General features: G+C 57.2%; 24 protein-coding genes, 1 tRNA gene and 1 pseudogene. 15 read left to right on the top strand and 11 right to left on the bottom strand.

Going from position 1 to position 24,625, the window contains the following annotated elements; translation table 11 throughout:
- Nucleotides 1–5: 5 nt before the first annotated feature.
- Complete coding sequence (locus K3759_RS11530; protein ID WP_259981951.1) at nucleotides 6–989, bottom strand: LysR family transcriptional regulator; 984 nt, start codon at nucleotides 987–989, stop codon at nucleotides 6–8.
- A gap of 191 nt (nucleotides 990–1,180) precedes the next feature.
- On the opposite strand from K3759_RS11530, the gene K3759_RS11525 reads away from it, so the two are divergent.
- The 9 genes and pseudogenes from K3759_RS11525 to K3759_RS11485 all read left to right on the top strand — a co-directional run bounded on the left by K3759_RS11525 (nucleotide 1,181) and on the right by K3759_RS11485 (nucleotide 6,545).
- A complete protein-coding gene (locus tag K3759_RS11525; protein ID WP_259981949.1) occupies nucleotides 1,181–2,056 on the top strand; it encodes a carbon-nitrogen hydrolase family protein in 876 nt (291 codons plus the stop codon).
- 81 nt (nucleotides 2,057–2,137) lie between these two features.
- The gene (gene infA / locus K3759_RS11520; RefSeq protein WP_005978431.1) at nucleotides 2,138–2,356 is read left to right on the top strand and encodes a translation initiation factor IF-1; all 219 of its coding nucleotides are present in this window, start codon (nucleotides 2,138–2,140) and stop codon (nucleotides 2,354–2,356) included.
- 89 nt (nucleotides 2,357–2,445) lie between these two features.
- Entirely contained in the window at nucleotides 2,446–3,024 is a 579-nt protein-coding gene (locus K3759_RS11515; protein WP_259981948.1) for a nucleoside triphosphate pyrophosphatase, read from the top strand.
- Entirely contained in the window at nucleotides 3,021–4,055 is a 1,035-nt protein-coding gene (locus tag K3759_RS11510) for a ribonuclease E/G (protein WP_259981946.1), read from the top strand. The genes K3759_RS11515 and K3759_RS11510 overlap by 4 nt, the downstream gene beginning before the upstream one ends.
- Nucleotides 4,052–4,243: a DNA gyrase inhibitor YacG gene (locus K3759_RS11505; RefSeq protein ID WP_259981944.1), complete on the top strand. Its 192-nt coding sequence runs from the start codon at nucleotides 4,052–4,054 to the stop codon at nucleotides 4,241–4,243. The genes K3759_RS11510 and K3759_RS11505 overlap by 4 nt, the downstream gene beginning before the upstream one ends.
- A gap of 115 nt (nucleotides 4,244–4,358) precedes the next feature.
- Nucleotides 4,359–4,433: transfer RNA gene (locus tag K3759_RS11500), tRNA-Phe, on the top strand.
- Between the two features lie 254 nt (nucleotides 4,434–4,687).
- A complete protein-coding gene (locus K3759_RS11495) occupies nucleotides 4,688–5,362 on the top strand; it encodes a hypothetical protein (RefSeq protein WP_259981941.1) in 675 nt (224 codons plus the stop codon).
- A 265-nt stretch (nucleotides 5,363–5,627) separates the two neighbouring features.
- A pseudogene (locus K3759_RS11490) lies at nucleotides 5,628–5,898 on the top strand (transposase); the annotation flags it as partial.
- Between the two features lie 392 nt (nucleotides 5,899–6,290).
- On the top strand, nucleotides 6,291–6,545 hold the full coding sequence (locus K3759_RS11485) for a hypothetical protein (RefSeq protein WP_259981940.1): 255 nt from the start codon (nucleotides 6,291–6,293) through the stop codon (nucleotides 6,543–6,545).
- Nucleotides 6,546–7,030: 485 nt separating this feature from the next.
- Here K3759_RS11485 and K3759_RS11480 read toward each other — a convergent pair whose 3' ends face one another.
- Nucleotides 7,031–7,603, bottom strand: a complete 573-nt coding sequence (locus tag K3759_RS11480; RefSeq protein ID WP_259981939.1) for a DUF6647 family protein — start codon at nucleotides 7,601–7,603, stop codon at nucleotides 7,031–7,033.
- Between the two features lie 67 nt (nucleotides 7,604–7,670).
- Here K3759_RS11480 and K3759_RS11475 point away from each other — a divergent pair, with 67 nt between their 5' ends.
- Nucleotides 7,671–8,894: a winged helix-turn-helix domain-containing protein gene (locus K3759_RS11475; protein ID WP_259981938.1), complete on the top strand. Its 1,224-nt coding sequence runs from the start codon at nucleotides 7,671–7,673 to the stop codon at nucleotides 8,892–8,894.
- 6 nt (nucleotides 8,895–8,900) lie between these two features.
- Here the strand turns inward: K3759_RS11475 and K3759_RS11470 are convergent, their stop codons facing one another.
- From K3759_RS11470 to K3759_RS11460, 3 genes are all read right to left on the bottom strand, one after another.
- Nucleotides 8,901–9,959: a TRAP transporter substrate-binding protein gene (locus K3759_RS11470; protein ID WP_259981936.1), complete on the bottom strand. Its 1,059-nt coding sequence runs from the start codon at nucleotides 9,957–9,959 to the stop codon at nucleotides 8,901–8,903.
- Between the two features lie 233 nt (nucleotides 9,960–10,192).
- Nucleotides 10,193–10,693, bottom strand: coding sequence for a cupin domain-containing protein (locus K3759_RS11465; RefSeq protein ID WP_259981935.1), 501 nt, complete (start codon nucleotides 10,691–10,693; stop codon nucleotides 10,193–10,195).
- A 127-nt stretch (nucleotides 10,694–10,820) separates the two neighbouring features.
- Nucleotides 10,821–12,833, bottom strand: coding sequence for a hypothetical protein (locus K3759_RS11460; protein WP_259981933.1), 2,013 nt, complete (start codon nucleotides 12,831–12,833; stop codon nucleotides 10,821–10,823).
- A gap of 87 nt (nucleotides 12,834–12,920) precedes the next feature.
- Between K3759_RS11460 and K3759_RS11455 the strand changes: the two genes are divergently transcribed.
- From K3759_RS11455 to K3759_RS11440, 4 genes are all read left to right on the top strand, one after another.
- Nucleotides 12,921–14,009, top strand: coding sequence for a PLP-dependent cysteine synthase family protein (locus K3759_RS11455; RefSeq protein ID WP_259981932.1), 1,089 nt, complete (start codon nucleotides 12,921–12,923; stop codon nucleotides 14,007–14,009).
- Between the two features lie 108 nt (nucleotides 14,010–14,117).
- On the top strand, nucleotides 14,118–14,759 hold the full coding sequence (locus tag K3759_RS11450) for a DUF1326 domain-containing protein (protein ID WP_259981930.1): 642 nt from the start codon (nucleotides 14,118–14,120) through the stop codon (nucleotides 14,757–14,759).
- Nucleotide 14,760: 1 nt separating this feature from the next.
- Entirely contained in the window at nucleotides 14,761–15,543 is a 783-nt protein-coding gene (locus tag K3759_RS11445; protein WP_259981929.1) for a DUF2182 domain-containing protein, read from the top strand.
- Nucleotides 15,544–15,551: 8 nt separating this feature from the next.
- Nucleotides 15,552–17,015 (top strand): pyridoxal-dependent decarboxylase, encoded by a 1,464-nt coding sequence (locus K3759_RS11440; protein WP_259981927.1) that lies wholly within the window; start codon nucleotides 15,552–15,554, stop codon nucleotides 17,013–17,015.
- A gap of 385 nt (nucleotides 17,016–17,400) precedes the next feature.
- On the opposite strand, the gene K3759_RS11435 is transcribed toward K3759_RS11440, so the two are convergent.
- From K3759_RS11435 to K3759_RS11410, 6 genes are all read right to left on the bottom strand, one after another.
- Nucleotides 17,401–18,213 (bottom strand): class II aldolase/adducin family protein, encoded by an 813-nt coding sequence (locus tag K3759_RS11435; protein WP_259981926.1) that lies wholly within the window; start codon nucleotides 18,211–18,213, stop codon nucleotides 17,401–17,403.
- Nucleotides 18,214–18,378: 165 nt separating this feature from the next.
- Nucleotides 18,379–19,641, bottom strand: a complete 1,263-nt coding sequence (locus K3759_RS11430) for a TRAP transporter large permease (RefSeq protein WP_259981924.1) — start codon at nucleotides 19,639–19,641, stop codon at nucleotides 18,379–18,381.
- Nucleotides 19,638–20,093, bottom strand: a complete 456-nt coding sequence (locus K3759_RS11425) for a TRAP transporter small permease (RefSeq protein WP_259981923.1) — start codon at nucleotides 20,091–20,093, stop codon at nucleotides 19,638–19,640. The genes K3759_RS11430 and K3759_RS11425 overlap by 4 nt, the downstream gene beginning before the upstream one ends.
- A gap of 134 nt (nucleotides 20,094–20,227) precedes the next feature.
- Nucleotides 20,228–21,385, bottom strand: coding sequence for a TRAP transporter substrate-binding protein (locus K3759_RS11420; RefSeq protein WP_259981921.1), 1,158 nt, complete (start codon nucleotides 21,383–21,385; stop codon nucleotides 20,228–20,230).
- Nucleotides 21,386–21,448: 63 nt separating this feature from the next.
- Nucleotides 21,449–22,354, bottom strand: a complete 906-nt coding sequence (locus K3759_RS11415; RefSeq protein ID WP_259981919.1) for a LysR family transcriptional regulator — start codon at nucleotides 22,352–22,354, stop codon at nucleotides 21,449–21,451.
- A gap of 417 nt (nucleotides 22,355–22,771) precedes the next feature.
- Complete coding sequence (locus K3759_RS11410; RefSeq protein ID WP_259981918.1) at nucleotides 22,772–22,930, bottom strand: YqaE/Pmp3 family membrane protein; 159 nt, start codon at nucleotides 22,928–22,930, stop codon at nucleotides 22,772–22,774.
- A 164-nt stretch (nucleotides 22,931–23,094) separates the two neighbouring features.
- On the opposite strand from K3759_RS11410, the gene K3759_RS11405 reads away from it, so the two are divergent.
- Entirely contained in the window at nucleotides 23,095–23,979 is an 885-nt protein-coding gene (locus tag K3759_RS11405; protein ID WP_259981916.1) for a mechanosensitive ion channel family protein, read from the top strand.
- Nucleotides 23,980–24,625: the final 646 nt, after the last annotated feature.

Raw genomic sequence — 24,625 nt, 5'->3', positions numbered from 1 at the left:
GGCTGTTATTCTCCGATCCGGTTGTGGTCTTCAAGCAGGTGAAACCCCTCAGCCAGCCACGGCAGTTCTGCAATGGCGGGGGCGATCATATGGGTCTGCATCAGTTGCCGCACGGTCTGTGCGATGTCGCGCGGTACCGGGCCGGACCATTCGGCTCCGGCGAAAAGTGAGATGGTCCGCGCAGGCACCGGGGCAGGCAGGGGGTGCGCGGCGAGCTTCGCATGAAAGCGCACCGCACGCATGTAGCCCAAGGGCGTGGTGATGGCCCAGCCGATTCCCCGTGCCACCATAGCCATCAGCGCAAGATGGCTGCCGATCTCGAACCGTGCGGGCAGGCTGTGGCCTTGGGCGGTGAGATGGGCTTCGATTTGACGCGCAATTAACTGGTCGGCGGCATAGCGCAGGAACGGCAGGTCGGTGTCGCCTGCCAGCAGGGCAACGGGGGCATGGGGCACTTCGGCAGGGGTTACGAGGATGAAGGGGTCGCGGGCCAGCGGATACTCTAGGACCGCGTCGAGGGCGCTGTCGATCTGCGCCGATAGCGCCATATGCAGGCTTTTGTCGCGCAGGGCTGCGGCCATTTCGTTGCTGCCTGCGGTAATCATGCGAAAGCGGCATCCGGTCAGGCTGTCGCCAAGGATGGTGGCAAGGCGTGGGGTTAGATCATCGTCGAAATCATCGATCACGCCGAGATTTAGCGCCTCAAGGTGGGCCAGATCCATCACCGTGACTTCGCTCTGTGCCTGTCGCAACTCCGACAGCGCCTGTTCGGCGCGGCGTAGGAACATCTGCCCGGCTTGGGTCAGACGCATCGGGCGGCGCGAGTGATCGACCAGTTCCGCGCCGATGGCGGCTTCAAGGTTGCGCATCTGTTGGCTGACGGCGGGTTGGCTGAGCCCCGTGGCCTGTGCGGCCTGCGCCACCGATCCGCTGCGCGCCAGCGCCTCAAACACTTCGATGCCCCGAAGGGTGATCCCTTTGTTCAGCATGTGGTCCCATCTCTTTCGGAACTTGTGAAACCATGGGCGGCTTAGGTCAAGCATTTGCCCGTGAAAGTGGCACCTCAGAATTCGCGATGGCGAAACTATGCAAGCCGCCATCTGATCCATTTAGCCTCCCCTTGAAGCCTCCGAAAAAGCCGCGCAGACTGCGCAGAAAGCAGCCCCCCGGAGCCCTTCAGATGAAAATCGCTACAGCCGCCTATCCGCTCGATGTTTTGACGTCTTGGGGGCAATACGAAGACAAACTGGCCCGTTGGGTCGCCGATGCGGCAGTGCAGGGGGCGGAACTGCTGGTTTTCCCCGAATATGCCGCAATGGAATTGGCCACACTGGACGGGCCAGAGGTTGCTGCCAATTTGGAGCGGTCGCTATTTTCGGTTTCCGAAAAGCTGGATGAGGCGGACCGGCTGCATGTAAGGCTCGCGGCTGAGCATAACGTGCATATTGTGGCAGGCTCTGGTCCTGCGGCGACCGACAGTCGTTCGGTCAACCGCGCGCGGCTGATCACGCCCTCGGGGCAGGTGGGGATGCAGGACAAGCAGATCATGACCCGTTTTGAGCGTGAAGAGTGGGGTGTGATTGGAGGCAATGCGCTTCAGGTTTTCGAGACGGCCATCGGCAAGATCGGCATTTTGATCTGTTATGACAGCGAATTCCCCCTGCTGGGCCGCGCGCTGGCGGATTGCGACGTGATCTGCGTGCCAAGCGTGACCGAAACGCTGGCGGGGTATTGGCGCGTGCGCATCGGCTCCATGGCCCGCGCGCTGGAGAATCAGTGCATCACCGCGATGTCATCAGTCGTTGGCGCGGCGGATTGGTCCGATGCTTTGGGTCAATCCTACGGCGCAGGCGGGATTTTCTGCCCGCCCGACCGAGGCTTTCCGCCCACGGGTATCTTGGGCGTGCGAGAGGTCAATGCCCCCGGCTGGACCGTGGCAGAAGCCGATATGGCACAGGTCGCTGAGGTGCGCGCCGATGGCATCGTGCTGAACCGCAGGGACTGGCAGGATCAGCTTGGCCGCGACGGAACGGCGATAAACGTCGCTTTGCGCTGAATCCCCCTTGAAAAAGCGGCAAAATGCGCCCATTTAAGCCTGCGCCCTCAAATTGGAGGGTATTGTGCTCAAGGAGAGACCATGGCCAAGGAAGATACGCTCGAATTTCCCGGTGTCGTGAAGGAACTCCTGCCTAACGCGACGTTTCGGGTCGAGCTGGAAAACGGCCATGAGATCATCGCGCATACGGCAGGCAAGATGCGGAAAAACCGCATCCGTGTTCTGGCTGGCGACAAAGTTCAGGTGGAAATGACACCCTATGATTTGACCAAGGGTCGGATCAACTATCGCTTCAAGTAAGCGGCACCGCGTACGCGCGTTGCGCGGCGCAGGCGGGGCCGTGCGCGGCCCCGACCGGGCTGCCGGCCTCAGGCAAAGAGGCCTATAAGATGCAGTTCATTCTCGGATCAGGATCACCGCGCCGGTTGGAGCTTTTGGCCCAGATCGGTGTGGTCCCCGATGCCATCCGCGCCCCCGACATTGACGAGACCCCCCACAAGGCCGAACTGCCGCGCCCCTATTGCGCCCGCATGGCCCGTGAGAAGGTGGCGGCTGTGCCTGCTGAGACGGATGATATCGTGCTCTGCGCCGATACCACCGTGGCGCTTGGGCGGCGTATCTTGGGCAAGCCTGAGAATGAGGCCGAGGCAGAGGCGTTCTTGCGGCTCATGTCCGGCCGCCGTCATAAGGTCGTAACGGCCGTCGCCGTAAAGCGCGGCGAAAAGCTTTGGCAACGCGATGTCCAAAGCACCGTAAAGATGAAACCCCTTTCCGAGCCGGAAATCCGCCGCTACCTCGCCACCGGCGATTGGCGCGGCAAAGCGGGTGGCTATGGGATCCAAGGCCCCGCTGGCGCGCTTATCCCATGGATCAGCGGCTCATTCACTGCAATCGTCGGCCTGCCTTTGGCCGAGGCTGCGAACCTGCTGCAAGCGGCAGGCTACCCATTTGACGGAGGTGCCGCATGAAGGGCCGAACGATCATTCTCGACCATCTTGGCGATGTTGAAGCCGCTGCACTCATGGTGGACGGCAAGCTCGATGACTTTCTTGTAGACAGCGACGCGCCGCGCGTTGGCACCGTTTATCGCGCCATTGCGGATCGTCCGGTGAAGGGGCAGGGGGGCATGTTCCTCAAGACCCCAGACGGCGCGGCATTCTTGCGACAGATCAAAGGTCTCGCGCCCGGTCAGACGATCCTTGTGCAGGTCTCGGGCCATGCCGAGCCGGGCAAGGCGATCCCGGTGACCAACAAGCTGCTGTTCAAATCGCGCTATGCCATCGTGACGCCCGATGCACCGGGGCTGAACATCTCGCGCTCCATCAAAGACGAGGAAGAACGCGACCGGCTGCTTGAAATCGCCCATGAAGCCGCAGGCGGGGCCGATTTGGGGCTGATCCTGCGCTCCTCCTGCGCCGGGGCCGATGCCGATGATATTGCCGAGGATATCGCAAATATGCTGGCGCTTGCGGATACCGTCGCCAGTGATGACGGGCAGGAGATGGAAGTGCTGAGCGAAGGTGATGGCCCGCATCTGTTGGCATGGCGTGATTGGACTGCACCGGCCGAGGTCGTGACCGAAGCCGGGGGCTTCAGCGACCATGGTGTTTTGGAAGAGCTTGACCGCCTGTCCTCGCCGCAAGTGCCGCTTGGCAACGGAGCGTCGATCTTTGTTGAGCCGACCCGCGCGCTTGTGGCTGTGGACGTTAACACCGGAAGTGATGCATCGCTCGCTGCTGGCGTGAAGGCCAATATGGCCTGCGCCCGCGCTCTGCCCCGCGCTCTGCGTCTGCGCGGTCTTGGCGGGCAGATCACCCTCGATCTCGCTCCCATGCCCAAGAAGGATCGTCGTACCTTTGAAAGCGCGCTACGTGCCGCTTTCCGCGCCGATGATGTGGACACGACGCTGGTCGGTTGGACACCGCTGGGCCATTACGAATTGCAGCGCAAACGCGCCCGCCCGGTGCTGGCGGAGGTTCTTGCAGGGGGTGGCGAATGAGCTGCCCGATCTGCAAAGCTGAGACCGTCAAAGCGCACCGCCCCTTCTGCTCGCGCCGCTGCGCCGACATCGATCTGGGCCGCTGGTTTAACGGCAGCTATGCCGTCCCGTCACGCGATCCCGATGATGTCGAGGCGGCCAATGTGGCCGCCGAAGCAGTACAAGACAGCCCCGTAAAGCCCCATTAACGCAAGATAATTTGCCCTTCTCGAAAAGAAGTGAATTTCAGGGTAAAATGGGGCTGGACACCCCGCGCCTCAGGTCCTAGAACCCGCTCACCCGACCTCGAAAGAGGTGACCCGTGCCCGGGTAGCTCAGGGGTAGAGCAGTGGATTGAAAATCCTCGTGTCGGTGGTTCGATTCCGCCCCCGGGCACCACTACAGCTATCCAAGATAGTCCGCCTTTGTCCTATAGGTCTGATATCTTTCAGGTTTCAGTTTTAGGTTGTCCAACGTGTTCCACGTTTGTCCCGCTCAAGCCAGAAAATTTAGGGGTGGAATCAGGGGTGTTAAAATGCATATGATTTCCTATGCCTTTGACCGATATAGCCTTGAAGAAACTGCCAATTTTGGAGCGTCCGTAGTGTGAACAAGCATGCAATTTTGACCTCGTAGAAGCTGACGCGACATCGATGGACGATCCTTCGGCGGCGCGCGAGACGGAATATGGCACGCTGATCGCGCCCAATCTGGTGGCGGCGAACCATGACCACTACTTCAACTTCCGGCTCGATTTCGACATCGACCAGCCCAGCAACCGCTTCATGACGATGGACATCGTACCCGCTGAAGTGGCCGAGGACAGTCGCCGCCGGACCCTTTGGAAGGTCGAGCATAACATGCCCAAATCCGAGGCCGACGCGACCTATCAGGTGTCTTCGTTCAAGCCGCGTTACTTCATGCTGCAATACCCCGACCGCAAAGGGCCGTTGGGGCACAAGCCGGGCTACATGATCCACCACGGCAGCGTCGCCTATGGGCCTTTCGACTTTGAGAACGACCCGCCGATGATCCGCAGCGCCTATATCGAGAACTTGGTTTGGAACACGGTGCATGAGCCTGAGGAACGTTATGCTGGCGGCAAGTTCGCTTTGCAAAGCGACGGCTCCGACACGCTGGCGCAATGGGTCAAGGAAGACGCGCCGCTACAGGATCAGTGCATCGTTACGTGGTTCACCGCGGGCTTCCACCATGTGCCCCGCACCGAAGACTGGCCTGTTATGTCGACCGAATGGAAGACCGTGCATATCATGCCGCATAACTTCTTCCCGATGAACCCGGCGATCACCATCCGCGATCCTGAATAAGGACGCGTAAGAAGAGGGAAAGATGAGCAGCGCGGGCTGTTCGTCTTTCCCGAGCACAAAGCAACTCTGTCTCATGCTTTAAAACAGCATAATAGAAAAGGATCCGGGAACTAACGCTCCGCCGCAGCGCTCGGCAGCGAGGCGAACGGCAGTTTAAGGCCACAAGCGGGAAGGATTCAGGAAGGACGAATTTCGTTGAAAAACTCTTCTTGATTTGGCGGGCTTGACACTGATTCAATTGCTTGTGAATGCAAGGGAATTGACGATGCGAGGATCAAAGCAAGAGGCGCAAGGCGCGCTTTTTTGGTGAGGTTTTCATCAACAATCATGTATCTCAAGGCCACTTGCTGCGGTCGATTGACCGGTTTGTGGATCGAAGTGGCATCCGTCCAAATCTTGCAGAATCTTACAGCCACACCGGGCGTCCCTCAATCGATCCAGAGCTGCTGATTCGAATGCTGTTCATTGGATATTGCCTTGGTATCCGTTCTGAACGCAGGCTCTGCGAGGAGGTTCATCTGAACCTCGTCTATCGCGGTTCTGCATTCACCAACAGAAATTTTGTCAGCGTTCGAGATTTCTAAGCGTTTTCGAATGGAATTGCTTTCGACAAGGTAACCCCTAAACTCGTTGGGACTCATTGCGATCGCCTGCTGCGGCTCGCCAACCTACCGAAAGAGCAGGGCGGCCTCAGCAATTCAACTTTACGCCATAGGGCCGCGCACCCGAACCTGTTCTTCAAATGGCTCCGTGGGCAAAGCGAGAACGGGGACCTGGTGCAGACACCCCAGACTACTTTGCCTTATCTCGAAGCGCGACGGCGAACCAAACTCGCAAGGGACCTAGAGTCTAGCTCTCACACGACGATGCGTGGCGGATAGTAGAGGCGGTTCCCTGTACAATCTTGGTCGAACGGAGAGATCGTGCAATGGTCGAGTTTGCCTATGTCAGCGGTCTCTGGGCCGGAGCTCTCACATCTCTTCGTTTCAAGCATCTCGATCTAGAGAAGAAAACCTCGGAGCAGGACGCTAAAGATATGTGGGCCGAACAGCAGCAGGTATTGCGCGATGTAGTTTCCGAGAACGGAAAACTTTCAGGACGTATTCCAAGCGTGGATTTGAGAACTGAATACGCTAGGCTTTCTGCTGCAGTATGGTGCGTTTCTCGCTGTCAACGACCTTGAACTTCGCCCAAGCGACGCGAAGAGCATCGAACCATTGGAGACCAGCAGACCATTGAAGGTTCCCTTCTCGCGAGCATCAGATGCCGCTGAACCGCCTTGCTCGCAACATTCTGGGCGCACGCAACTTTCGCACGTAAACAATGCGCCAAGCGTGGTAAATGAACCTCCGCCACGACGATGAGCAAAATTACTGAACGGCGCTATGGCAAGATGTCTTCAAACTAAAGCGGCATGCTAATAGAAGCGATGGATTCAGATGAAGCATTCACTGACGACGAGAACAACATGATCCTCGACCACCACGATAACCGTTTCAGGCGCGGAACGCAGAATATCCTGACGCCAGCAGATTTGCTGAAAAGCGCGCGGTTAGCGTATCGACGACCAACGGTAAGGGATATTTTCGCATAAAGCGAGAAGGGGGCATGTCGGGTTCTGGGTGACGTTAAACGATCATCGCGTTTCGACGAAGACAGTTTACAAGGTCAGTAGGTGCATACTGTGCTCACGAGGATCTTCGCCGCATCGATATTGAACGCACTTTCGAGCGTCTCGTCAAATAGCGTGAGCCATTCGCCTTGGGCGCGATAGGCAACGCGCTCTCGCTCCGCGGGACACGCGAATCTTAGATTTGCAGCAGATTGAAGGTGATGGACGACTTCATGAACCAGCACCGAAAGTTCTGCTGGCGTGCGTCCAGTCCAGCCTTGGAACAGGTAAATTGTCTCCTCGGCATCGTCATAGACGGCCGCAACATGGCCCGATGGGACCTTAGCCTCTGGTCCGTAGCGCATTATCACCAGATCGGCCTCCGGCAATGTTGCGATACGAGGAGGTCGGTCAGGGACTGGAAGATCAAAGTTGGCCGAAAGCCAAAGGACAATTGTCTCCAAGAGAGAAGGTGTATCGATTGGCTGGGCAGCATCAGGGGCCGATGCAACCGGCTGAGATGCAGCCAAGCAGACCGCCAAGCTGGCGGCACGTAGGGCGTTGCAAGTCATGATGACCTCCGTGACAGGAATGCTTTCAAGCCTTGAGGAGGAACAGCCAAATGTCATGAAACCTCCCTGAAAGAAGGTTGAAATTGTGCTACAATTTCGGCCATCCAGCATTGGGACGCCTCTCATGGAAGCTCCGCAGAACATTAAGGTTGGCGGTTTCGTTCTGAACCGTGCGCGTGGTCGTCTCGAAGACGGGACGGGCGCTGAGTGTTTTCTGCGACCCAAATCCTACCGGGTGCTTGAGATTCTGTTCGAGCGACGGGGACAGTTGGTAAGCAAGGACGATCTTGTCAGCGCGGCCTGGCCGGATGTGACTGTCTCGGACGATTCCCTTGCCCACTGCGTTAGTGAAATACGCCGTGCGCTCGGTGCCAGCGGTGCGGAATTGCTGCGCACCGTGCCGCGGCGGGGCTACATGCTTGCCGGGGACGTGACCCCACCGGAAATCCTCTTTAGGGGGCGGCGGTTGGCATGGATAGGCGGCCTTACAATGGCCATCACCGCAGCAATTTTGGCTATTTGGTGGGGAAGCGGCCTCGAAGGCCCGATCTCCGAACCTGTGACCACCAGCCCGGCGATGTTGCAGGCAGACGTACTGCTCGATGCTCGGGACTGGCAGAGCCGGGTGGACAATCAGCACGCGCGGATGCTGCTCACGGAAATAGTGGAAAGTGATCCTGCAAATGCCGAAGCTTGGGCCAGCCTCGGGTTAACCTACTGGCTCGAGGTCCAGCACCTCTCTTGGGGCGGTGGGCGACGTGAGATGGCTCTGGCGAGCGAGATGGTAGAACGCGCAACCGCACTCGGCGGTGGTGCCCGCGCCCATCGTCTGCTTGCTGAAATGCGGCTACTCGCACCCTTTCCGGAAATGCGCTCGCCGGTCGACGCGATGGCCAACGCAAGAGCAGCCGCGACGATTAACCCCGATGAGCCCGATAATCTTGCTGTTCTCGCGCATGTTTTGGCTCTGACCGGTTACGATTCAGAGGCCGTGCAGGCGATTGAACGCGCGATGCGCCTCAACCCTAACCCGCCTGACTGGTATCGGCATGTCGCCGGGATGAGTTACTTGATCACTGGTGAGCCGGCCCGGGCCGCGGAGGCCTTCGGGCCGCTTTACGGAGCGGGCACTTTCACTGGCACGCGCTGGTGGCCCGGATGGCTCTTCGCCGCGAGCCTCGCGCAGACCGGCCGCATTAAGGAGGCAACAGCGATTGTGGACGCCGCCGCAGGCCGAAGGCCGGAACAAAGCATAGCGGCCGTTCAGCTATCTCTTGGCGGATGGTCTGACCGCACAAGCCTTGAAAGGTTTCTCGATAGCCTGAGGCTTGCAGGATTGCCGGACTGACCCGCTCTATTCGGCGTAACCTTGCAGTGGTGGAGCTCCGTGTTTGTCCTGAAAGAGCCGGTAGCTGTTCCAAGCTTCAGCAAGCATTGGGTTGTGCTTGGTTTCCTCGGTGATCACTTCCTCCCAAGCCTTCCGCAGTGCGGCAAGAACTTCCTCAGGCCAATCATGCAATTCCACACCCTCTTTGCGAAACTGAAGAATTGTCCTTTCCTGTTGCTTCGGTACTGCTGCGAGGGTCCATGACAACGTCTCATCACAAGCGCTTTTGATCGCCGCCTTGTGGCCGGCGGAAAGCGCTAACCAGCTTTTGAGTGGCATGAGAATTTCAAGTGCGGTAGCCGGTTGCTGCCATCCCGGCTGATAGAGGTGCCGCGCAACCTCGGACAGGCCAAGGTCAGCGTCGATTGATGGCAATGAGAATTCGGCGGCATCAATTAGTCCAGTCGCCATTGCCGGGCGAATGTCCGTTGCAGGTAGCTCGTAGGTGACAACGCCCAATTTCATGAGCGTGCGCGCGCCATATCCAAAGCTCCGCATTCTCAGCCCGTTGAGGTTCTTCAGATGTTCGACCGGCGCACGAAACCAGCCGCCCCCCTCGATAGGAAGGGCACCGCAATAGTGACCTTTCAAATCATGCTTTGCATAGATCCTGTCGAGCACCTCGGTGCCGCCCCCATCACGCATCCAAGCAGTGAAACCCTCAGGGTCCGGGCCGAAGGGAAATCCGCTGAAAATCGCCAGGGCAGCATCTTCGCGGTGATGATGACCGGCAGAACCCCACACCGCGTCAATTAAACCGGAGTTGAGAGCACCGAAGCTGTCTTGGTCAAGAACCAGTCGGTCATGCACTTCGATAATGAAGCTGCCGTTCGTCCTTCGCCGTACACCTTCGGCAAAGTGCTCGCCAGCCTCTCCGAAGAGTTTTGGATAAAGCAGGCTGTTCATGCGCCAGTGCAGAACATCCTCATCGGCGGCGACGTCGGTGCTCAGGCCGATCACAAGGGAAAGCGAGGCAGCCAGCAATGCATTGGCGGGGTTTTGACAAGCGTCCAACAAAGAAGTCATGTTCATATCGCCGTTTGGAAATCCGCAATACTCATATTCTCATCAATTGCTCCTGAGATTATGCTCCGATAGTGAGATTGAGGCAAAGACCGGATCAATTCAAAAGATGTCTTGCTTTAGCAGATTGCCTGAACGCCTCGCCCATCAGACATTTTTGCGCTCGGAGTAGGCATTACCTTAGCATGGCAACACCTACCTGATAATACCTATAGAACGCGCCAATGGTTTGCAGTTCAGTTCATACGCGGATCGTCACCGCCCTGTAGATAGGTAATCTTTAACGGCCCCATGCTGTTCAGTTGAATAACCGTTTCTTCCTCTGCCCATGCAAAATGTGCCATGCCTGAGGGCAGCACAACGAGACTGCCTGCGTCCAACAGTGGTGCTGCGGACTGGTCAAGGACGTCACCCGCTGCAAGCCCCAGTTTTCCGGATATTACTGTAACAATTTCATCATTTGGATGGGTATGCGGGGGGACTGTGTAGCCTGCGGGGAATTTGAGCCGCAGGGCGAACAGACCTTCTTCGGCAGGGTTTCCATAAAGGACAGCGATCTGAGCGCCCTCTGGAAGCGAGGGCGGGCCTTGCTTGAACTCCATCTCACCGGGGGTGACGACCGTATGATGAGGTTCCTGAGCATTTGCCGGATGCGTGAAGGAAGTCAGCGATGCCGCCACGGTGAGCGCTGCGGCAAGCGCACATGGCCTATTGAAAGCGAATTTAGAATTGAACATTTCTCTCTCCTACGAATGGGTTAGGGGGCATCTGATGCCCCTTAGGGCCCTACCATGGCGGGCAAACGTGGAAATGGACGCGGTAACCCGCATGGAAGTTTGCGTGGAAAACACCGTGGTTTAATAGTTAGTCGAGAAAAATTCGGGCTGCCGCTGATTGTAGACGTCTTGCGTGGTCAGGTTCAAAGTGAAACGCCTTCAGAAAGTCTTTGATCCCGTATCCTGACTGCATGGTCTGGATAGAGGCGGTCAGCGCGCGCCCTTCGGACACCCTGCCGGCGACGGAAAGGCATAGTGCTGCCAGCCCATAAATATTCACATGCGCATTAGGCCGCGCTGCCGCGCGTTTGGCCCAGACTGCAGCCTCTTCGAATTCGCCCAGCCGAAAGTGTGAGATTGCCCGACTGCCCAAAATGCCGAACATAAGCGGATCATATGGACTGAGTGAACGGGAGAGGTCTGACGACCGGATTGCCGCATGGGGGTCTCCGGTCTGGGATTCAACAAACGCCAGTGAATAGTGGCCCAAGGCAAAGTTGGGACTAAGGTCGACGGACTTGCGCAATGAAACACTGGCCGCATCGTGTTGTTTGCGCAGCCAACGGGCCCGTCCCATCGCCCAATGCGCGGCTGGGTCCTTTTCGTCGGCCAAAAGGCTGCGCGCGGCCGCCGCATAGGCAAGATCGGCTTCCACCGCAGGGTCGGACCAGTTTTGAAATGCGCTTTGCCAATGGGTGAAGGACAGCCCGGCAAATGCACGGGAGAACGTAGGATCAAGCTTTGACGCGCGTTCGAAATAGAGTTGCGCTTGGGCATTGTCGTCCTTGGTAAAGCGATACATGTGCCATAGCCCGCGATGATGAGACCCCCAAGCATCAAGCGAGGACGGCGGGCGGAGGATGGCACGGTTGCGCTCAGATTGCTCTATCTCGCCCATTAACGCCGAAGCGATCCAGTTCCCCAAATCGTTCAACGCTTCCATAAGATCCGGATTGGCTATCTCGCAGACGTCGGTCCAAACGATACTGCCGCATGAAGTTTCGACGAGTTCAAGCTCGAACCGCAATCGAGACGGTTGCTGCTGTAAGATCCCCGTTGCAACGTAGTCGACACCTAGTTTGAGGCCAGCTTCAGCCGGACCAAGCCCGTGGTTCTGTAGCGCTTGAACCGATGCGCGGGCAATGATCGAGATACATCTGAGTTTTGCTAAACGGACGATAACATCATGCGTCAACCCGTTGGCGATGCCGATACTTGGCGGATCATTCTGCTCGGCAAAGAATGGCATAACTGCCAGTGAAGAGCGTCTATTGCGGAAACCCGTGTCAGTGTTTGAATCGTCAGGAGTTTGAATGACTTCGGCAAGTTGAACAGTTTGTGCCATTGCCACGTCGCCCAATGATAGGGCGTTTTTTGCTGCTTTGCGCAGCTCGGTCACTGGCAGACCCTCGTCAGAGAGAAGTTCCTCGGTGGTTTTTAAATGCGTGTCTGCTTCGGCGAACCGACCATGACGGGTGAGATATGAAAGGAGCATGCGATGCGCTTCAATTTCAAACGGCGCGAGATCGAGCCATTGCTCGAGTGCTGTCAAATACAGCGGATCCTCTGGCGGTGTCACCCTCGCAAGAGCCTCTGCCACTGCGCATGATGCAGAAGAAAAGCGGCGCCTTTGGGCCGCAAGCCAGACCGAGGTGGCGGTGCCGGAAAGCATCATGTCGCCGAGAAAGGTCTCCCGATAACGATTTGCAAATACCGAAAGTTGCGGCAGCGTTTCCGGCAAACCCTCCGCTATCACCAATAATTCGAGCGCATCTACGGTGCATCCCGCAAGATCAATACCAATGGCATCGTCGTGAATGATGATGCGGGGGCGATCGGGCGTGTCGACGCATTTTCGCAGCTTACTCAAATGCCAGCGCAGTTCGGCTCTGGGATCATTCGGCAATTCCCAAAGCAGATCGCATAGGCGCGCGCGCCCGACGGGGTGGTTTTCGGTGATGAGGATTGCAAGCAGGGCACGGAGTTTTCGCGACTTCGGCAAAGGCACAGCTACGCCGTTACGCGCCACGCATACTGTTCCGAGCAGCCGAATATCGAGCGTGTCCGTCACACTCGAGTTTATTTTGGGGTCAGTTTCCACGGAAGTTTCCACGGTGCATCCCACTCAGGAGTGATGCAACGGTGATACCATGAATTCCAAGACATCCATATTAAAAAGGAGCGCGGCATGTCCCTCGATAGGCAAATCCGGATGACCCAAGGGCGCGGCCGCCGGTATAATTCGATCCTTGATACGATCGGCGATACGCCGACTGTTCGTATTAACCACCTCGGTCCGGCCCATACGACACTCTACGTCAAAGTAGAGGCGTTTAATCCCGGGGCTTCAGTTAAGGACCGGCTTGCAATAGGAATTATCGAGGCAGCGGAACGGTCCGGGGCGCTTAAACCCGGTCAAACGGTTGTCGAAGCCTCTAGCGGTAATACCGGCATCGGCCTTGCCATGGTCTGTGCGCAGAAGGGATACCCTCTTGTCGTGACGATGGCCGACAGTTTCTCCATCGAGCGACGCAAGCTGATGCGTATTTTCGGGGCTAAGGTTGTCCTGACACCCCGCGCGGAGAAAGGCTTTGGCATGTATCGCAAGGCCGTTGAACTTGCACAGGCGCACGGTTGGTTTCTTGCCAGCCAGTTTGAGACCCCGGCAAATGCCGCGATCCACGAGGCAACCACGGCACGCGAGATTGTTGCAGATTTCGAGGGGTCGCAGCTTGATGCTTTTGTCACCGGCTATGGAACGGGAGGCACCTTTGCTGGCGTGTCGGCACATTTGCGACGCGAGCGGCCCGACACCCGGATCATCCTGACCGAACCTGCCAATGCGCAGCTTCTCGGCAGCGGCAGTCAACAGAAGCGGGAGGGCGGTGGGGCTCCCGCCGCCAGTCACCCAGCATTTGAGCCGCATCCCATCCAAGGCTGGACCCCGGACTTTATTCCGCAGGTGCTGCAAACTGCGCTCACCAAAAATAGCTATGACGAACTGCTGCCGGTCACGGGTGCGGACGCGGTAGCCTGGGCTCTTGAACTGGCCAGCAAGGAGGGCATCCTGACGGGCATTTCTGGCGGGGGAACTTTTGCTGTGGCTGTCAAAGTGGCCGAAGCTGCGCCGCAAGGTTCGGTCATCCTGTGCATGCTACCGGACACCGGCGAGCGCTACATGACGACCCCGCTTTTCGAGAATATCGCCGACGACATGGACGACGAAGAATTGGCGCTCTCGCAATCCACCCCCTGTGCTCAATTCGCCGCGGAATGACAGAGAAGACGCTGCATTTCGCTTGAACCACGCGCACCGTAAAAATGCTCCGCCCAAAACTGAAGGAAAGTTTAACGATCACATTTCACCTCATCAGGAGAAACGACCATGACACAATGGCAAATACACGGCTCCGAGTTGACCAACTGCAATTGCGCCTATGGCTGCCCTTGCCAGTTCAATGCACTGCCAACCCATGGCACATGCGAAGCGGCACTGAGCTTTCATGTGGACAAAGGTCACTACGGGGAAGTCACACTCGACGGGCTGAACATGGCCATGGTCGTGAAATGGCCCGGCCCTATTCATAAGGGTGAAGGGCGCATGCAGATGATCATCGACGAACGTGCCTCGCCCGAGCAGCGCGACGCGCTGGAAAAGATCATGCGCGGCGATGACACCGACGAGATGGCGACCATGTGGTGGGTCTTCTCGATGATGTCTCCGCATAAGGAGGAAACTCTTTATAAGAAGATCTCTTACACCTCAGACATCAAGGCCCGGACCGGGAAGGTCCATGTCGATGACGTCTTCGATCTGGAGGCGGGACCGATCCTCAACCCGGTGACCGGTAATCCCCACCGGGTGCGGATCGACACAATCGGCGGCTTTGGCTACCGGGTCGCCGAGATGGGCAACGGGACGACACGCACCCACGGCCTGATCGACCTGCCCAACAACACCGACACCTACGCCCAGTTTAATGAGCTGCACCTTTCGAACAGCGGCATCATCGAAGCAGTCCACTAAGGTGGCCGGTCAGACCAGCCCGCTAGAACGGCTGCTGCACCGGGATCAGGTGTGGGTGGCCTTCGGCCTTGCAACGGTGACTCTGCTTTCCTGGGGCTACCTGTTGACCGGCGCCGGCATGGAGATGCCCTCCATGTCGGCGCGCATGGAAACAGCGCAGGCGCCGGGGTGGTCCCCGGCGCAGGCCGTGCTGATGTTCATCATGTGGTGGGTGATGATGGTGGCGATGATGCTGCCTTCGGCCGCGCCGATGATCCTGCTGTTCTCCTCAGTCGCCAAACGGGCAAGCAAGCCGGGGAGCACCTCGATCTTTGTTTCGGGATATCTGCTTATCTGGGGCGGATTCAGCGTGGTGGCGACCCTTATGCAATGGCAATTGGCCCAGACCGGGCTTCTTACCGGCATGCGGGCCAATTCTCAGATGCTGGCGGGGCTGCTGCTGTTGGTGGCCGGGTTCTATCAGCTTACGCCCGCCAAACACGCCTGCCTCAAACACTGCCAATCGCCGCTTCAGTTCGTGACCGAGCATTGGCGGTCGGGGCCACACGGCGCCCTCTTGATGGGTCTGCAACACGGTAGCTACTGCCTTGGATGCTGCTGGGCGCTGATGGCCCTTCTGTTCGTGGGCGGCGTGATGAACCTCGCGTGGATCGGCGGGCTTGCCGCCTATGTGCTGATCGAAAAGCTGATCCCTAAGTGGCGCTATCTTAATCTGCTTTCTGCCTGTCTGCTGATCACCGCAGGCGTGATCCTACTCGGCGTCTCGGTCTCACAAGGGAGGTAGTCTGAACCATGCCCGAAATATCGGAAACGCTTGATCCCGCTGACTGGGATACGCACCGCGCGGTTGCGCATCAGATGGTCGATGACGCCATCGATTACCTCTGTGATGTCCGTTCTCGCCCCGTCTGGCAGGAGATGCCGCCACAGGTGCGTAGGCAGTTTCGTGAGGGCGTGCCTCAGGACGGCACGCCGCTGCCCAAGGTCTACCAACAGGTGATGGCAGAGGTGTTCCCTTACCCAATGGGCAATATCCATCCGCGGTTCTGGATGTGGTATATGGGAGCAAGCAACTTCACCGGGGCGATGGGCGATTTCCTTGCGGCCATCCTTGGGTCCAACCTCGGCGGTGGTGATCATGCGGCTGCTGAAATCGACAAGCAGGTTGTCGGCTGGATGAAGGAAATGATCGGCTTTCCGGCGGAGGCCAGCGGCACGCTGGTTTCGGGCGGTTCAATGGCGAACCTGATCGGGCTGACAGTCGCGCGCAACGTCATGTCCGGGATTGACCTGCGGGCTGAGGGCGTCGGTGCGCTCTGCGCACCGATGCGATTCTACGGCTCGGATCAGGTCCACTCCTGCCACCGCACCGCGGTTGAGGCGATGGGGCTTGGCGACATCGCGCTGCATCGCGTTCCGTCCGATGCAGACTGCCGAATGGAGCTTCCCGCCCTGCGCAGGGCTATCACCGAAGACCGCGCATCTGGCCTGCATCCGGCCTGCATAATTGCAACAGCGGGGACCGTGAACACCGGGGCTATCGACGACCTTGAAGCCATCGCTGACCTCTGCGCCGAGGAAGGTCTCTGGATGCACGTGGACGGTTGCATTGGCGGACTTCTGGCCATCGCCCCGAAGGGCCGTGCGCTGGTAAAAGGGATCGCGCGGGCCGACTCGATCGCCATTGATCCACATAAGTGGCTGCACGCGCCCTTTGAAGTTGGCTGTGCCTTGGTGAGAGACGCCGAGGCACATCGTGGTGCATTCACGGTCACGCCCGAATATCTCGAGGCCACACCGCGGGGCATTGCTTCGGGGACTTGGCTGCACGATTTCGGGTTCCAGACGTCACGCGGGTTCCGGGCGCTTAAGGTGTGGATGGCATTAAAGGAACAAGGAGTTGCAAAGTTCGGGCGGCTGATCGATCAGGATCTCGCCCACGCCCGTCATCTGTCCGACCGGATTGTTGCGACACCAAACTTAGAGCTATGTTTTCCGGGCGTCATCAACATCGTCTGCTTTCGCTACAATCCCGGCGGCCTGTCTGAAGCGGCCCTCAAGCGACTGAACACCGAGATCATGGTGCTGATGCAGGAGGGCGGCATCGCTGCAGTCTCGGATACGACCGTAAGAGGCCGACACTGCCTGCGGGCTGCGATAAATAATCATCGGACCCTCCCGTGCGATCTAGATATGTTAACTGTTGAAGCCGTTCGGCTGGGTGAGATACTGGCTCAACGCGTGACTTCGGCCTGAAGAATTGCCGGTGATGTCGCGCGCGCTGTCCGATCTTTCCTATGTGCTGGCGGCCTTAGGAGAGCCAAAGACTGGGCGTTAAGCGGCTCTATCAAAGTCCATATTTGCGCACCTTGGACCTCATTTAGAAACCGTCAGCGACCATTCCGCCGCATAACCGCGATATGAGGGCTGTCATAGAAATTCACGGGGGCGCAAAGGCGATATTGTTTCGTCGCATCGACGATCATCTAAAGGTGCTGATCGAAGCGGTTGGAGCAAAGGCTCTGTCGGGCGGGGACGTTTGCCCATGGATGCGTTAAATGCCTGCCCACACATTTTAGTTCCAGCGTGATGGAATTGAGCCACCCGCACGTTCGGGTGGCTCTAAGAGTCATAGTTTGAATTAGTCGAACATATCAGGCTGGGTTTTTACCAAATCTTCCCAGATTGGCTGAAAGTGTAGCCAGCCGATGTAGTCGCTGCCCACATGCTCACGGCTATAGCGGGCACGGTCGGGCTTCACGAGGGTCTGCGTGTGACCGGCAGCGTCAAGCAGCAGTTGTTGCTGGCAGCAGCGTTCAAGCGCGATGAACCAGAATGCCGCGGATTCGATGCTGTGGCGACTGGCAGTCAGCAGGCCGTGGTTCTGGTGGATCGCCGCTTTGACGCCTTTAAAGGCTTTCGCGACGTTGGAGCCGGCGTGATTTTCCACTGCAACAGCTCCGGCCTCGTCACCGATGATCACATGATCCTCGAAGAATGCGCAGGCGTCTTGCGTGACTGGCTTCAATGGGCGGCCGAGGGCGGCGAATGCCGTGCCGTAGACAGTATGGGCGTGGCACATTGCGACGATGTCGGCGTGCTCTTCATGAACGCCCGCATGCAGTACGAATCCGGCCCGGTTGACGGCGTAGTTGCCCTCGACAACATTGCCTTCGTGATCGACCAGAATGAGGTTTGATACTTTTACCTGATTGAAATGGACGGCCATCGGGTTGGTCCAGTACAACTCTGGGCGCTCGGGGTCACGGATCGTCAGGTGGCCGGCAAAGCCATAGTCAAAGCCCTGCAGAGCAAAGGCGCGGCAGGCGCCAACGAGACGCTCTTTCAGGTGCTGACGCTCGTCCGCGACAGAGTTGAATGTGGGCTGTTCAGGAAAAATCAGGCCTTCCTGTTCAGGCTGATAGATCGAAACGCGGTTACCTAGGTCGAGCATGGAATATCCTTTCGATTGGAGATCGGGAACTATTTCCCGTCTGTGTGGGCCGCCCCCGCACAGTGCAGGAGCGGATGGGGTAAAACTACGGTACTAGTGGCGAGGAGTTGCGAGTATCCGGCTTGGCCGAATAACTGCTATTGTGGTCGGCTATCGGTGCATGTCTCAGCCAAACACGGAAAGGGCGCCTGGAATTGCGATGAACACCACCAATAACACACCATAGAGTATGAAGTAGGGGGTCGAACTTCGGACAACGTCCTCGAAACGCCGATTGGTAAGATTTGTTGCGATGAAGAGATTGAGCCCTACGGGCGGGGTAATCTGCCCGACAGCGACCGCGATGACCATGTAGACGCCAAAGAAGATTGGATCAATCTCTAGAGCGGTAACAACAGGCATCAGGGTTGGTGTTACCAGTATGATCGCGGCTACGTTGTCGAGGAATGTCCCTAAGATCAGCAACATGCCGAGGATCAGCACCATGATCACATAGGGATTAGACGAAAACTCTATCAGAGAGGCGGCCAGTTTCTGTGGCACGCTCTGCGCAGATAGAACATAGGTAAAGATGTTGGATGCTGCGATCAAAAACAGGATCGTGGCCGTTACCTCTACCGTCCGCTTCGAGATCGCAAAGACGCTTCTGAGGCTTAAGTTGCGGTACCATGCAAACCCCACGATTAGCCCGTAGAGGCTGGCCACTGCTGCTGATTCCGTGGGTGTGAAGGCGCCGGAATAGATGCCGCCCAGAATAATGACCGGCATTAACAGTGCCACCAGGCTGTCACGAATGATGTGGATTGAAGCGTGCAAGCCGATGGGCGCGTCGCCCTTATAACCTTTGCGCAGGGCGACCCAGTAGTTCACCGCCATCAGCCCCGCTGCGATGATGATCGCTGGAACGATGCCTGAAAGGAATAAATCCCCAATGGAGACACCCGCTACGACACCATAGAGCACCATGGTGATTGATGGCGGCACGATCAGCCCTAAAATCCCCGATGCCGCGACCACTGCGGCGGCATCCGCCTGATCATACCCGCGCCGGGCCATGGTCGGGATCATCACAGAGCCGATGGCTGCGGTCGTGGCATTGGCCGAGCCGGAAATTGCACCGAAAATAGCCGATGCGCTGGTGGCAACCAGTGACAGTCCCCCGCGATACCGTCCCAAAAAGATAGAGGCGAGAGCGACGAGTTTCTCTGAGATTTTCACCTCGGTCATCAAGTTGCCCGCGAAAAGAAATAGCGGAATTGCCATCAGCACAAAGACATCGAGCCCGCTGTACATCCGCTGGATCACCAACAAGAGCGGCGTGTCGGTGAAGAAATAGATCACTGCCGTTGAGGAGAGCGCCAATGCGAAGGCAATAGGCACCCCGACGAAAATCAGAAAGAAGAACAGGATAAAGAGGGTGAGGATCATGAGCGTGCCTCCGCGATGGCCGCAGCCGCGTGGTCGACCTGTACAATCAGAGTTTCGCTATTGAGCCAAGCGCGCAAGGGTACTGCCACCGCGTAGAAGATCATCAGCACACCGCTGATGGGAAAGGCCGTCACAATGTAACCTTTCGAGATGCGTAACGCGGGCGTGGTCTGGAACATGGCGCGGCCCGCAAATTCAGAACCTTTGACGATAAGCAGCAATCCGACAGCGAGCACACAGGCGAGACTCAGCAATACGGCCGCCTGGCGGAGCAGGGGGGGGAGGCGCTCTTGGAAGTAATCGATCGCCATATGGGCGCGGGTCTTCAGAGCCACGGCGGCGCCGAGCATTGAGACGAAAATCAGCAAAATGCGTGCGCCTTCCTCAGAGCCAGTCAGCGGACTATTGAGAAGGTAACGGAAGATTACCTGAAGACACACCAGGCCGGTCATTGTCAAAAACATGATGGCGCAGAAAGTCAGCACAAGCCAAGTTACACCATCAATCGCATAACCCAGCCAAGCGCCAAGGCGCTGAGCTGGGTTGGCAGGGACGTGGTTCGCCCCTGCAGAGTGTCTAAATGCGCTCACTTTTTCGCAGCCTGTTCGATCGCATCAATGATCTCAGGGCCGAACTGCTCACGGTACTTTTCAATGACCGAGCGTGTTGCCTCAACAAATGGGGCTTTTTCCACATCGTTGATCTTCATGCCTTTGGCCTCAATCTCCGCCCATTGCGCGTCCTCTGCGGCCAGCACCATTTGAGTGTGCTCGGCAGCCAGCTCGCGTCCTGTGTCGAGTATAACCTGACGGTAGTTTTCCGGCAGTTTATCAAAGGCCGCACGGCTGATCAGTACGGGTGAAGACAGGTAGATATGGCCAGTCCGCGAGACATAGTCCTGCACCTCATAAAACTTTTGAGTAAGGATATGCGCGGGTGGGTTTTCCTGCCCGTCGACGACCCCAAGCTGGAGCGCGGAATAAAGCTCGGTAAAAGCAATCGGTGTGGCGTTTGCGCCCAGTGTTGTAAAGGTATCGACAAAGATCGGGCCTTCGGGAACGCGCAATTTAACGCCTGACAGGTCTGCTGGCTTTTCGATGGGCTTTTTGGAATTGGTGATGTGACGGAAGCCATTTTCCCACCAGCCGACGAGAACAGCGCCTTGCTCTTCGATCTTCCTGCCCAGTTGGTTCCCGATTTCGCCATCTAGCACGTTGCGTACGTGGTCGCTGTCGGGGAAGATAAACGGGAGGTTGATGATGCCGACTTCGGGCACAAAGTTGGACAAAACCGCGTCAGAGGTCAGAACCATATCGGTGGTGCCGAAGAATGCGCCTTCAACAAGTTCCATCTGTTTGCCCAGAGAGTCGGACGGGAAAACTTCGATTTTCACATTGTTGTTGGTGCGCTCGGCAACCAGTGCCGCAAATTTCTCGGAGATCTTCTGGAAATGGTGGTCCGGCGCGCCAGTATGGCCGAATTTCAGCGCATAGGTTTCCTGTGCAAATATCGGAGTTGCAGCCAGTGCGGTGAACGCGGCCAGTGCAAGATGGGCGAATGTACGTCGGGTCAGCGTCATATAGGGAATCTCCTCCTCAAGAGTCCAAAAAATTGCCTTGCGGCAGGAAAGATCGGGGATCCCATAATGCACCGGATGTACCGAATGCGTTCCTCGTGTGACCTCCCGGCACGGCGAGTGGCCCGATCTGAACTTTTGATACGAAGCAGGAGGATGCAGCGTCAATCGCGCGGTCCGAATAACATATATTGCTTGGTGTAATAGCGGTATGTGGTGGTCTCTGGCGCCTCACCAAGGGGGCGTGCGATACTTGTCTACAAGGTAATCTACGAACACGCGAATGCGGGGCAGCAAGTCCCGTTCAGGAAGAAAAACGGCATAGAAAGCGCTGTCATCCACCGCCTGATATTCTTCAAGCAGGGGCACCAGCTCTCCGCGCGCAATTGCAGGCCGAGCGAGATGCTCTGCCAAGCGCATTATGCCTGATCCGGCCAGACACATTGAATAGAGCGACATTCCGTTGTTGGAACGGAATGCGCCAGAGACCGGGATGTTGAGCGTGGCACCGTCAATTTTAAAGGGCCAACGGTTAAGGTGATCCCGCGCGCCCTCCCAAAGCAGGCAATTGTAGTTAGAAAGCTGCATCGGCTCGATGGGTGCGCCGTATCTTTTGATAAAGTCGGGAGAGGCCACGACGATCCGCTGAAGACTGCACAACCTACGGCTCATCAAGCTTGAATCGCGCAGTTTCCCCATCCGAATTGCGACATCAATCTGATCTTCGATCAGATTGGCGCTGCTGTCGTCCAGCGAGAGGTTCAGTTTAATAGACGGATACGCTAGTTGGAATTCAGGCAGAATGTTCACCAACTGGTCTAATCCGAAGGCAAGGGGGGCCGTCACCCGCAGATCGCCCGAAACCTTGCCGCGCAGGCCTTGTATCTCGGCCTCAGCAGCATCCACGGCGTCAATGGCGCGACGGCAGGCGCCGATGAACCTTTGCCCCTCCTGTGTGAGGCGTTGACCGCGGGTTGAACGGTGTAAAAGCTGGGCGCCCAATCGGCCTTCAAGACGGCTGATGGTTTGGCTTACAAAAGGCTGACTAACCTCAAGGACGTGTGCTGCAGAAGTAAAGCCCCCAGTCTCTACCACGGTTAAAAATACCCGCATCGCCAACAGACGATCGTCTTTCATACTGAAGGCTCCTGCCATAGCTTCATGGTGGGAGTTTAGGTTACGACCTTTGACTTCGCCAGAGATTGAGTTCGTGATGGACGAGGCTTGTGCTTGGCTTCACCTCACAGTCACCGGACTGTTAGCGCTCGAAAGCCGTTTCCCGACATTGTAACTATTTCTGAGCTGTTCGAAGCTGAAGACAAGGGTTTTGCGATTAGCTGGCGATCCGACCTATCAGTTTCGTGAAAGGATATATCTTTGTGCGTGACGTTGGAACAGGAAGTGCTGGTCACTTTATATGGCGTATAGGTGGTTCGATTCCGCCGCGAGCACCACTTCTCTCCTGATAATCGGCTTTGGCCTAAAAGATACTGTGATCGGATTAAGCCGCCCTATCCGATCTCCAACAGCCCGCGCCCGAGTCAATTGGGCCTTCTACCTCTTTATGATAATATACAGCGCGTGGATGATCCCGGGCAGGTAGCCGAGCAGCGTTAGTATAATGTTAATCCAGAAGTGCTTTCCTAAACCTTCCTGTAGGAAGACGCCCAGTGGGGGCAGGAGGATCGCAACTATAACTCGAATGATATCCATATGCTCACCCCGTAGTGCCCGGGTTCCTTGTAAGTTGTCTGCTGGCTAGAGCTAGCCCGCCTCTGTGGCGCGTCCAGCTATACTGTGCCGGGCAACTGGGGAGAAAACAGTCGCCGCGGTGTCAGAATTAATGCAAGCTGGCTGAAATTCACGGGAGGGTATCAATGGAGCCAGTCAGGATCATATGGCGTCAGGTGATGGAAATGGCGCGGGATACCATCGCTCTTTTGCCGCAAATCGCCGTCGCCCTCGTCGTTCTCATCTTAACTTGGGCCATCGCCGCGCTCGGCCGGTCTCTGGTCAGCAGAACACTCGCGCGCACCAAGCTGCGCCCAAGCCTCAAAGACCTTTTTACCCTACTGACCTCTATCCTCATTTGGGTCCTGGGGATCATGATTGCCGCCGTGATCGTATTTCCGGGGCTCACACCCGCCAGCATCCTCGCCGGGCTGGGGATTGGATCGGTTGCGATCGGTTTCGCCTTTAAAGATGTCTTTGAGAACTTCCTCGCGGGGATCATCATCCTCTTTCGCCGCGAGATGCGGATGGGGGATCATATAGAATGTGAGGGGATTGAGGGTAAAGTCGCCCAAATCGCCATCCGGGAGAGCCACATCCGCCAGACGGACGGCCAGTTGGTGATCGTGCCCAATGCAATGCTTTTCAAAAACCCGGTCTATGTCCGCACGGATCAAAAGCATCGTCGCCAAACCGTCATCTGTGGCGTGGCTTATGATGTAGATGTGGATGAAGCGCGGACCGTCATGACCAAAGCCGTCGAAGGCTGTAAAACGGTAGAGCAGGGGGAGCGCCCGATCCAAGTCTTCGCGCAAGAGTTTGCGGACTCCTCTATCAACTTCGAAATTACCTGGTGGGCTGGCTCCACCCCGGTCGAGCAGCGACGCTCACGAGATGAGGTTGTGACGGCGGTGAAGCAGGCATTGGATCAGGCAGGGCTGGAAATCCCCTTCCCCTACCGAACGCTCACCTTCAAAGAGCCGCTGCCGCTCACGCGTTCGCGCGATGGAGAGGAGGATACAGAGGCCTGAGGGCCGAAGAACTGCAGCGGAAGGGCAGGGCGCTATCGGCGCCTCCCCGATTCACTGGAAGCGCCAGTGGAATCCGATGAATCGCAGCCGATTCACGGCCGAAACTTTCCTCTGACACGATCAGGAAGGCGCGCTTGGCCTAACTCTATTGATCTTCGTCCCGTGAAATGTATTATATTTCAGAGACTTACCACTAAGTTCCCAAAAACCTCGCCTTTTCTCAAATTTCTGCTTGCGGCTTTGGCGTACTAACCTTAGAACCCCCTCTACCGGCGGCGCAGAGATGCACCAACGGGGCGCCAGACGGGGCGGACGGAAGCGGAGACGCGGAGGTTCGGATCGGAAAGCGGATAAAAATTCGAGGTAGGAGAGGCGGGGCGCGCCAAGAAGTTAGGGCGCATCTCAGTTTCTTTTGTCTCAACGCTGTTTGAAAATTTGATATCTGAAGAGATATGTGGGCGGTTTGGTTCATTCGATGGATCAACGTCTGTATATCGCGCTCTTAGGGTTTAGGCCCGATGATAGAGTGTCAGCTTCACTGTTTGGACGGCTTTCGCTACTTTGTAGCTGAAGCACAACAAACAGAGAATGGCTTGTATCTTTCAGTAAGGGATACAGGTCGATGTGCAGAGGTTCGACGTCAAGG

Origin of the sequence: Sulfitobacter sp. W027 (assembly GCF_025143985.1) — a bacterium.
In the GTDB taxonomy this organism is placed as follows: Bacteria; Pseudomonadota; Alphaproteobacteria; order Rhodobacterales; family Rhodobacteraceae; genus Sulfitobacter.
The sequence above is the reverse complement of the archived record's forward strand: the minus strand, read 5'-3'. Positions and strand labels throughout refer to the sequence as shown.

Coding starts and splice junctions, on each gene's coding strand:
- K3759_RS11530 (WP_259981951.1), bottom strand. CDS start 989: ATGCTGAACAAAGGGATCACCCTTCGGGGCATCGAAGTGTTTGAGGCG.
- K3759_RS11525 (WP_259981949.1), top strand. CDS start 1,181: ATGAAAATCGCTACAGCCGCCTATCCGCTCGATGTTTTGACGTCTTGG.
- infA (WP_005978431.1), top strand. CDS start 2,138: ATGGCCAAGGAAGATACGCTCGAATTTCCCGGTGTCGTGAAGGAACTC.
- K3759_RS11515 (WP_259981948.1), top strand. CDS start 2,446: ATGCAGTTCATTCTCGGATCAGGATCACCGCGCCGGTTGGAGCTTTTG.
- K3759_RS11510 (WP_259981946.1), top strand. CDS start 3,021: ATGAAGGGCCGAACGATCATTCTCGACCATCTTGGCGATGTTGAAGCC.
- K3759_RS11505 (WP_259981944.1), top strand. CDS start 4,052: ATGAGCTGCCCGATCTGCAAAGCTGAGACCGTCAAAGCGCACCGCCCC.
- K3759_RS11495 (WP_259981941.1), top strand. CDS start 4,688: ATGGACGATCCTTCGGCGGCGCGCGAGACGGAATATGGCACGCTGATC.
- K3759_RS11485 (WP_259981940.1), top strand. CDS start 6,291: ATGGTCGAGTTTGCCTATGTCAGCGGTCTCTGGGCCGGAGCTCTCACA.
- K3759_RS11480 (WP_259981939.1), bottom strand. CDS start 7,603: ATGACATTTGGCTGTTCCTCCTCAAGGCTTGAAAGCATTCCTGTCACG.
- K3759_RS11475 (WP_259981938.1), top strand. CDS start 7,671: ATGGAAGCTCCGCAGAACATTAAGGTTGGCGGTTTCGTTCTGAACCGT.
- K3759_RS11470 (WP_259981936.1), bottom strand. CDS start 9,959: ATGACTTCTTTGTTGGACGCTTGTCAAAACCCCGCCAATGCATTGCTG.
- K3759_RS11465 (WP_259981935.1), bottom strand. CDS start 10,693: ATGTTCAATTCTAAATTCGCTTTCAATAGGCCATGTGCGCTTGCCGCA.
- K3759_RS11455 (WP_259981932.1), top strand. CDS start 12,921: ATGTCCCTCGATAGGCAAATCCGGATGACCCAAGGGCGCGGCCGCCGG.
- K3759_RS11450 (WP_259981930.1), top strand. CDS start 14,118: ATGACACAATGGCAAATACACGGCTCCGAGTTGACCAACTGCAATTGC.
- K3759_RS11440 (WP_259981927.1), top strand. CDS start 15,552: ATGCCCGAAATATCGGAAACGCTTGATCCCGCTGACTGGGATACGCAC.
- K3759_RS11435 (WP_259981926.1), bottom strand. CDS start 18,213: ATGCTCGACCTAGGTAACCGCGTTTCGATCTATCAGCCTGAACAGGAA.
- K3759_RS11430 (WP_259981924.1), bottom strand. CDS start 19,641: ATGATCCTCACCCTCTTTATCCTGTTCTTCTTTCTGATTTTCGTCGGG.
- K3759_RS11425 (WP_259981923.1), bottom strand. CDS start 20,093: ATGACCGGCCTGGTGTGTCTTCAGGTAATCTTCCGTTACCTTCTCAAT.
- K3759_RS11415 (WP_259981919.1), bottom strand. CDS start 22,354: ATGAAAGACGATCGTCTGTTGGCGATGCGGGTATTTTTAACCGTGGTA.
- K3759_RS11410 (WP_259981918.1), bottom strand. CDS start 22,930: ATGGATATCATTCGAGTTATAGTTGCGATCCTCCTGCCCCCACTGGGC.
- K3759_RS11405 (WP_259981916.1), top strand. CDS start 23,095: ATGGAGCCAGTCAGGATCATATGGCGTCAGGTGATGGAAATGGCGCGG.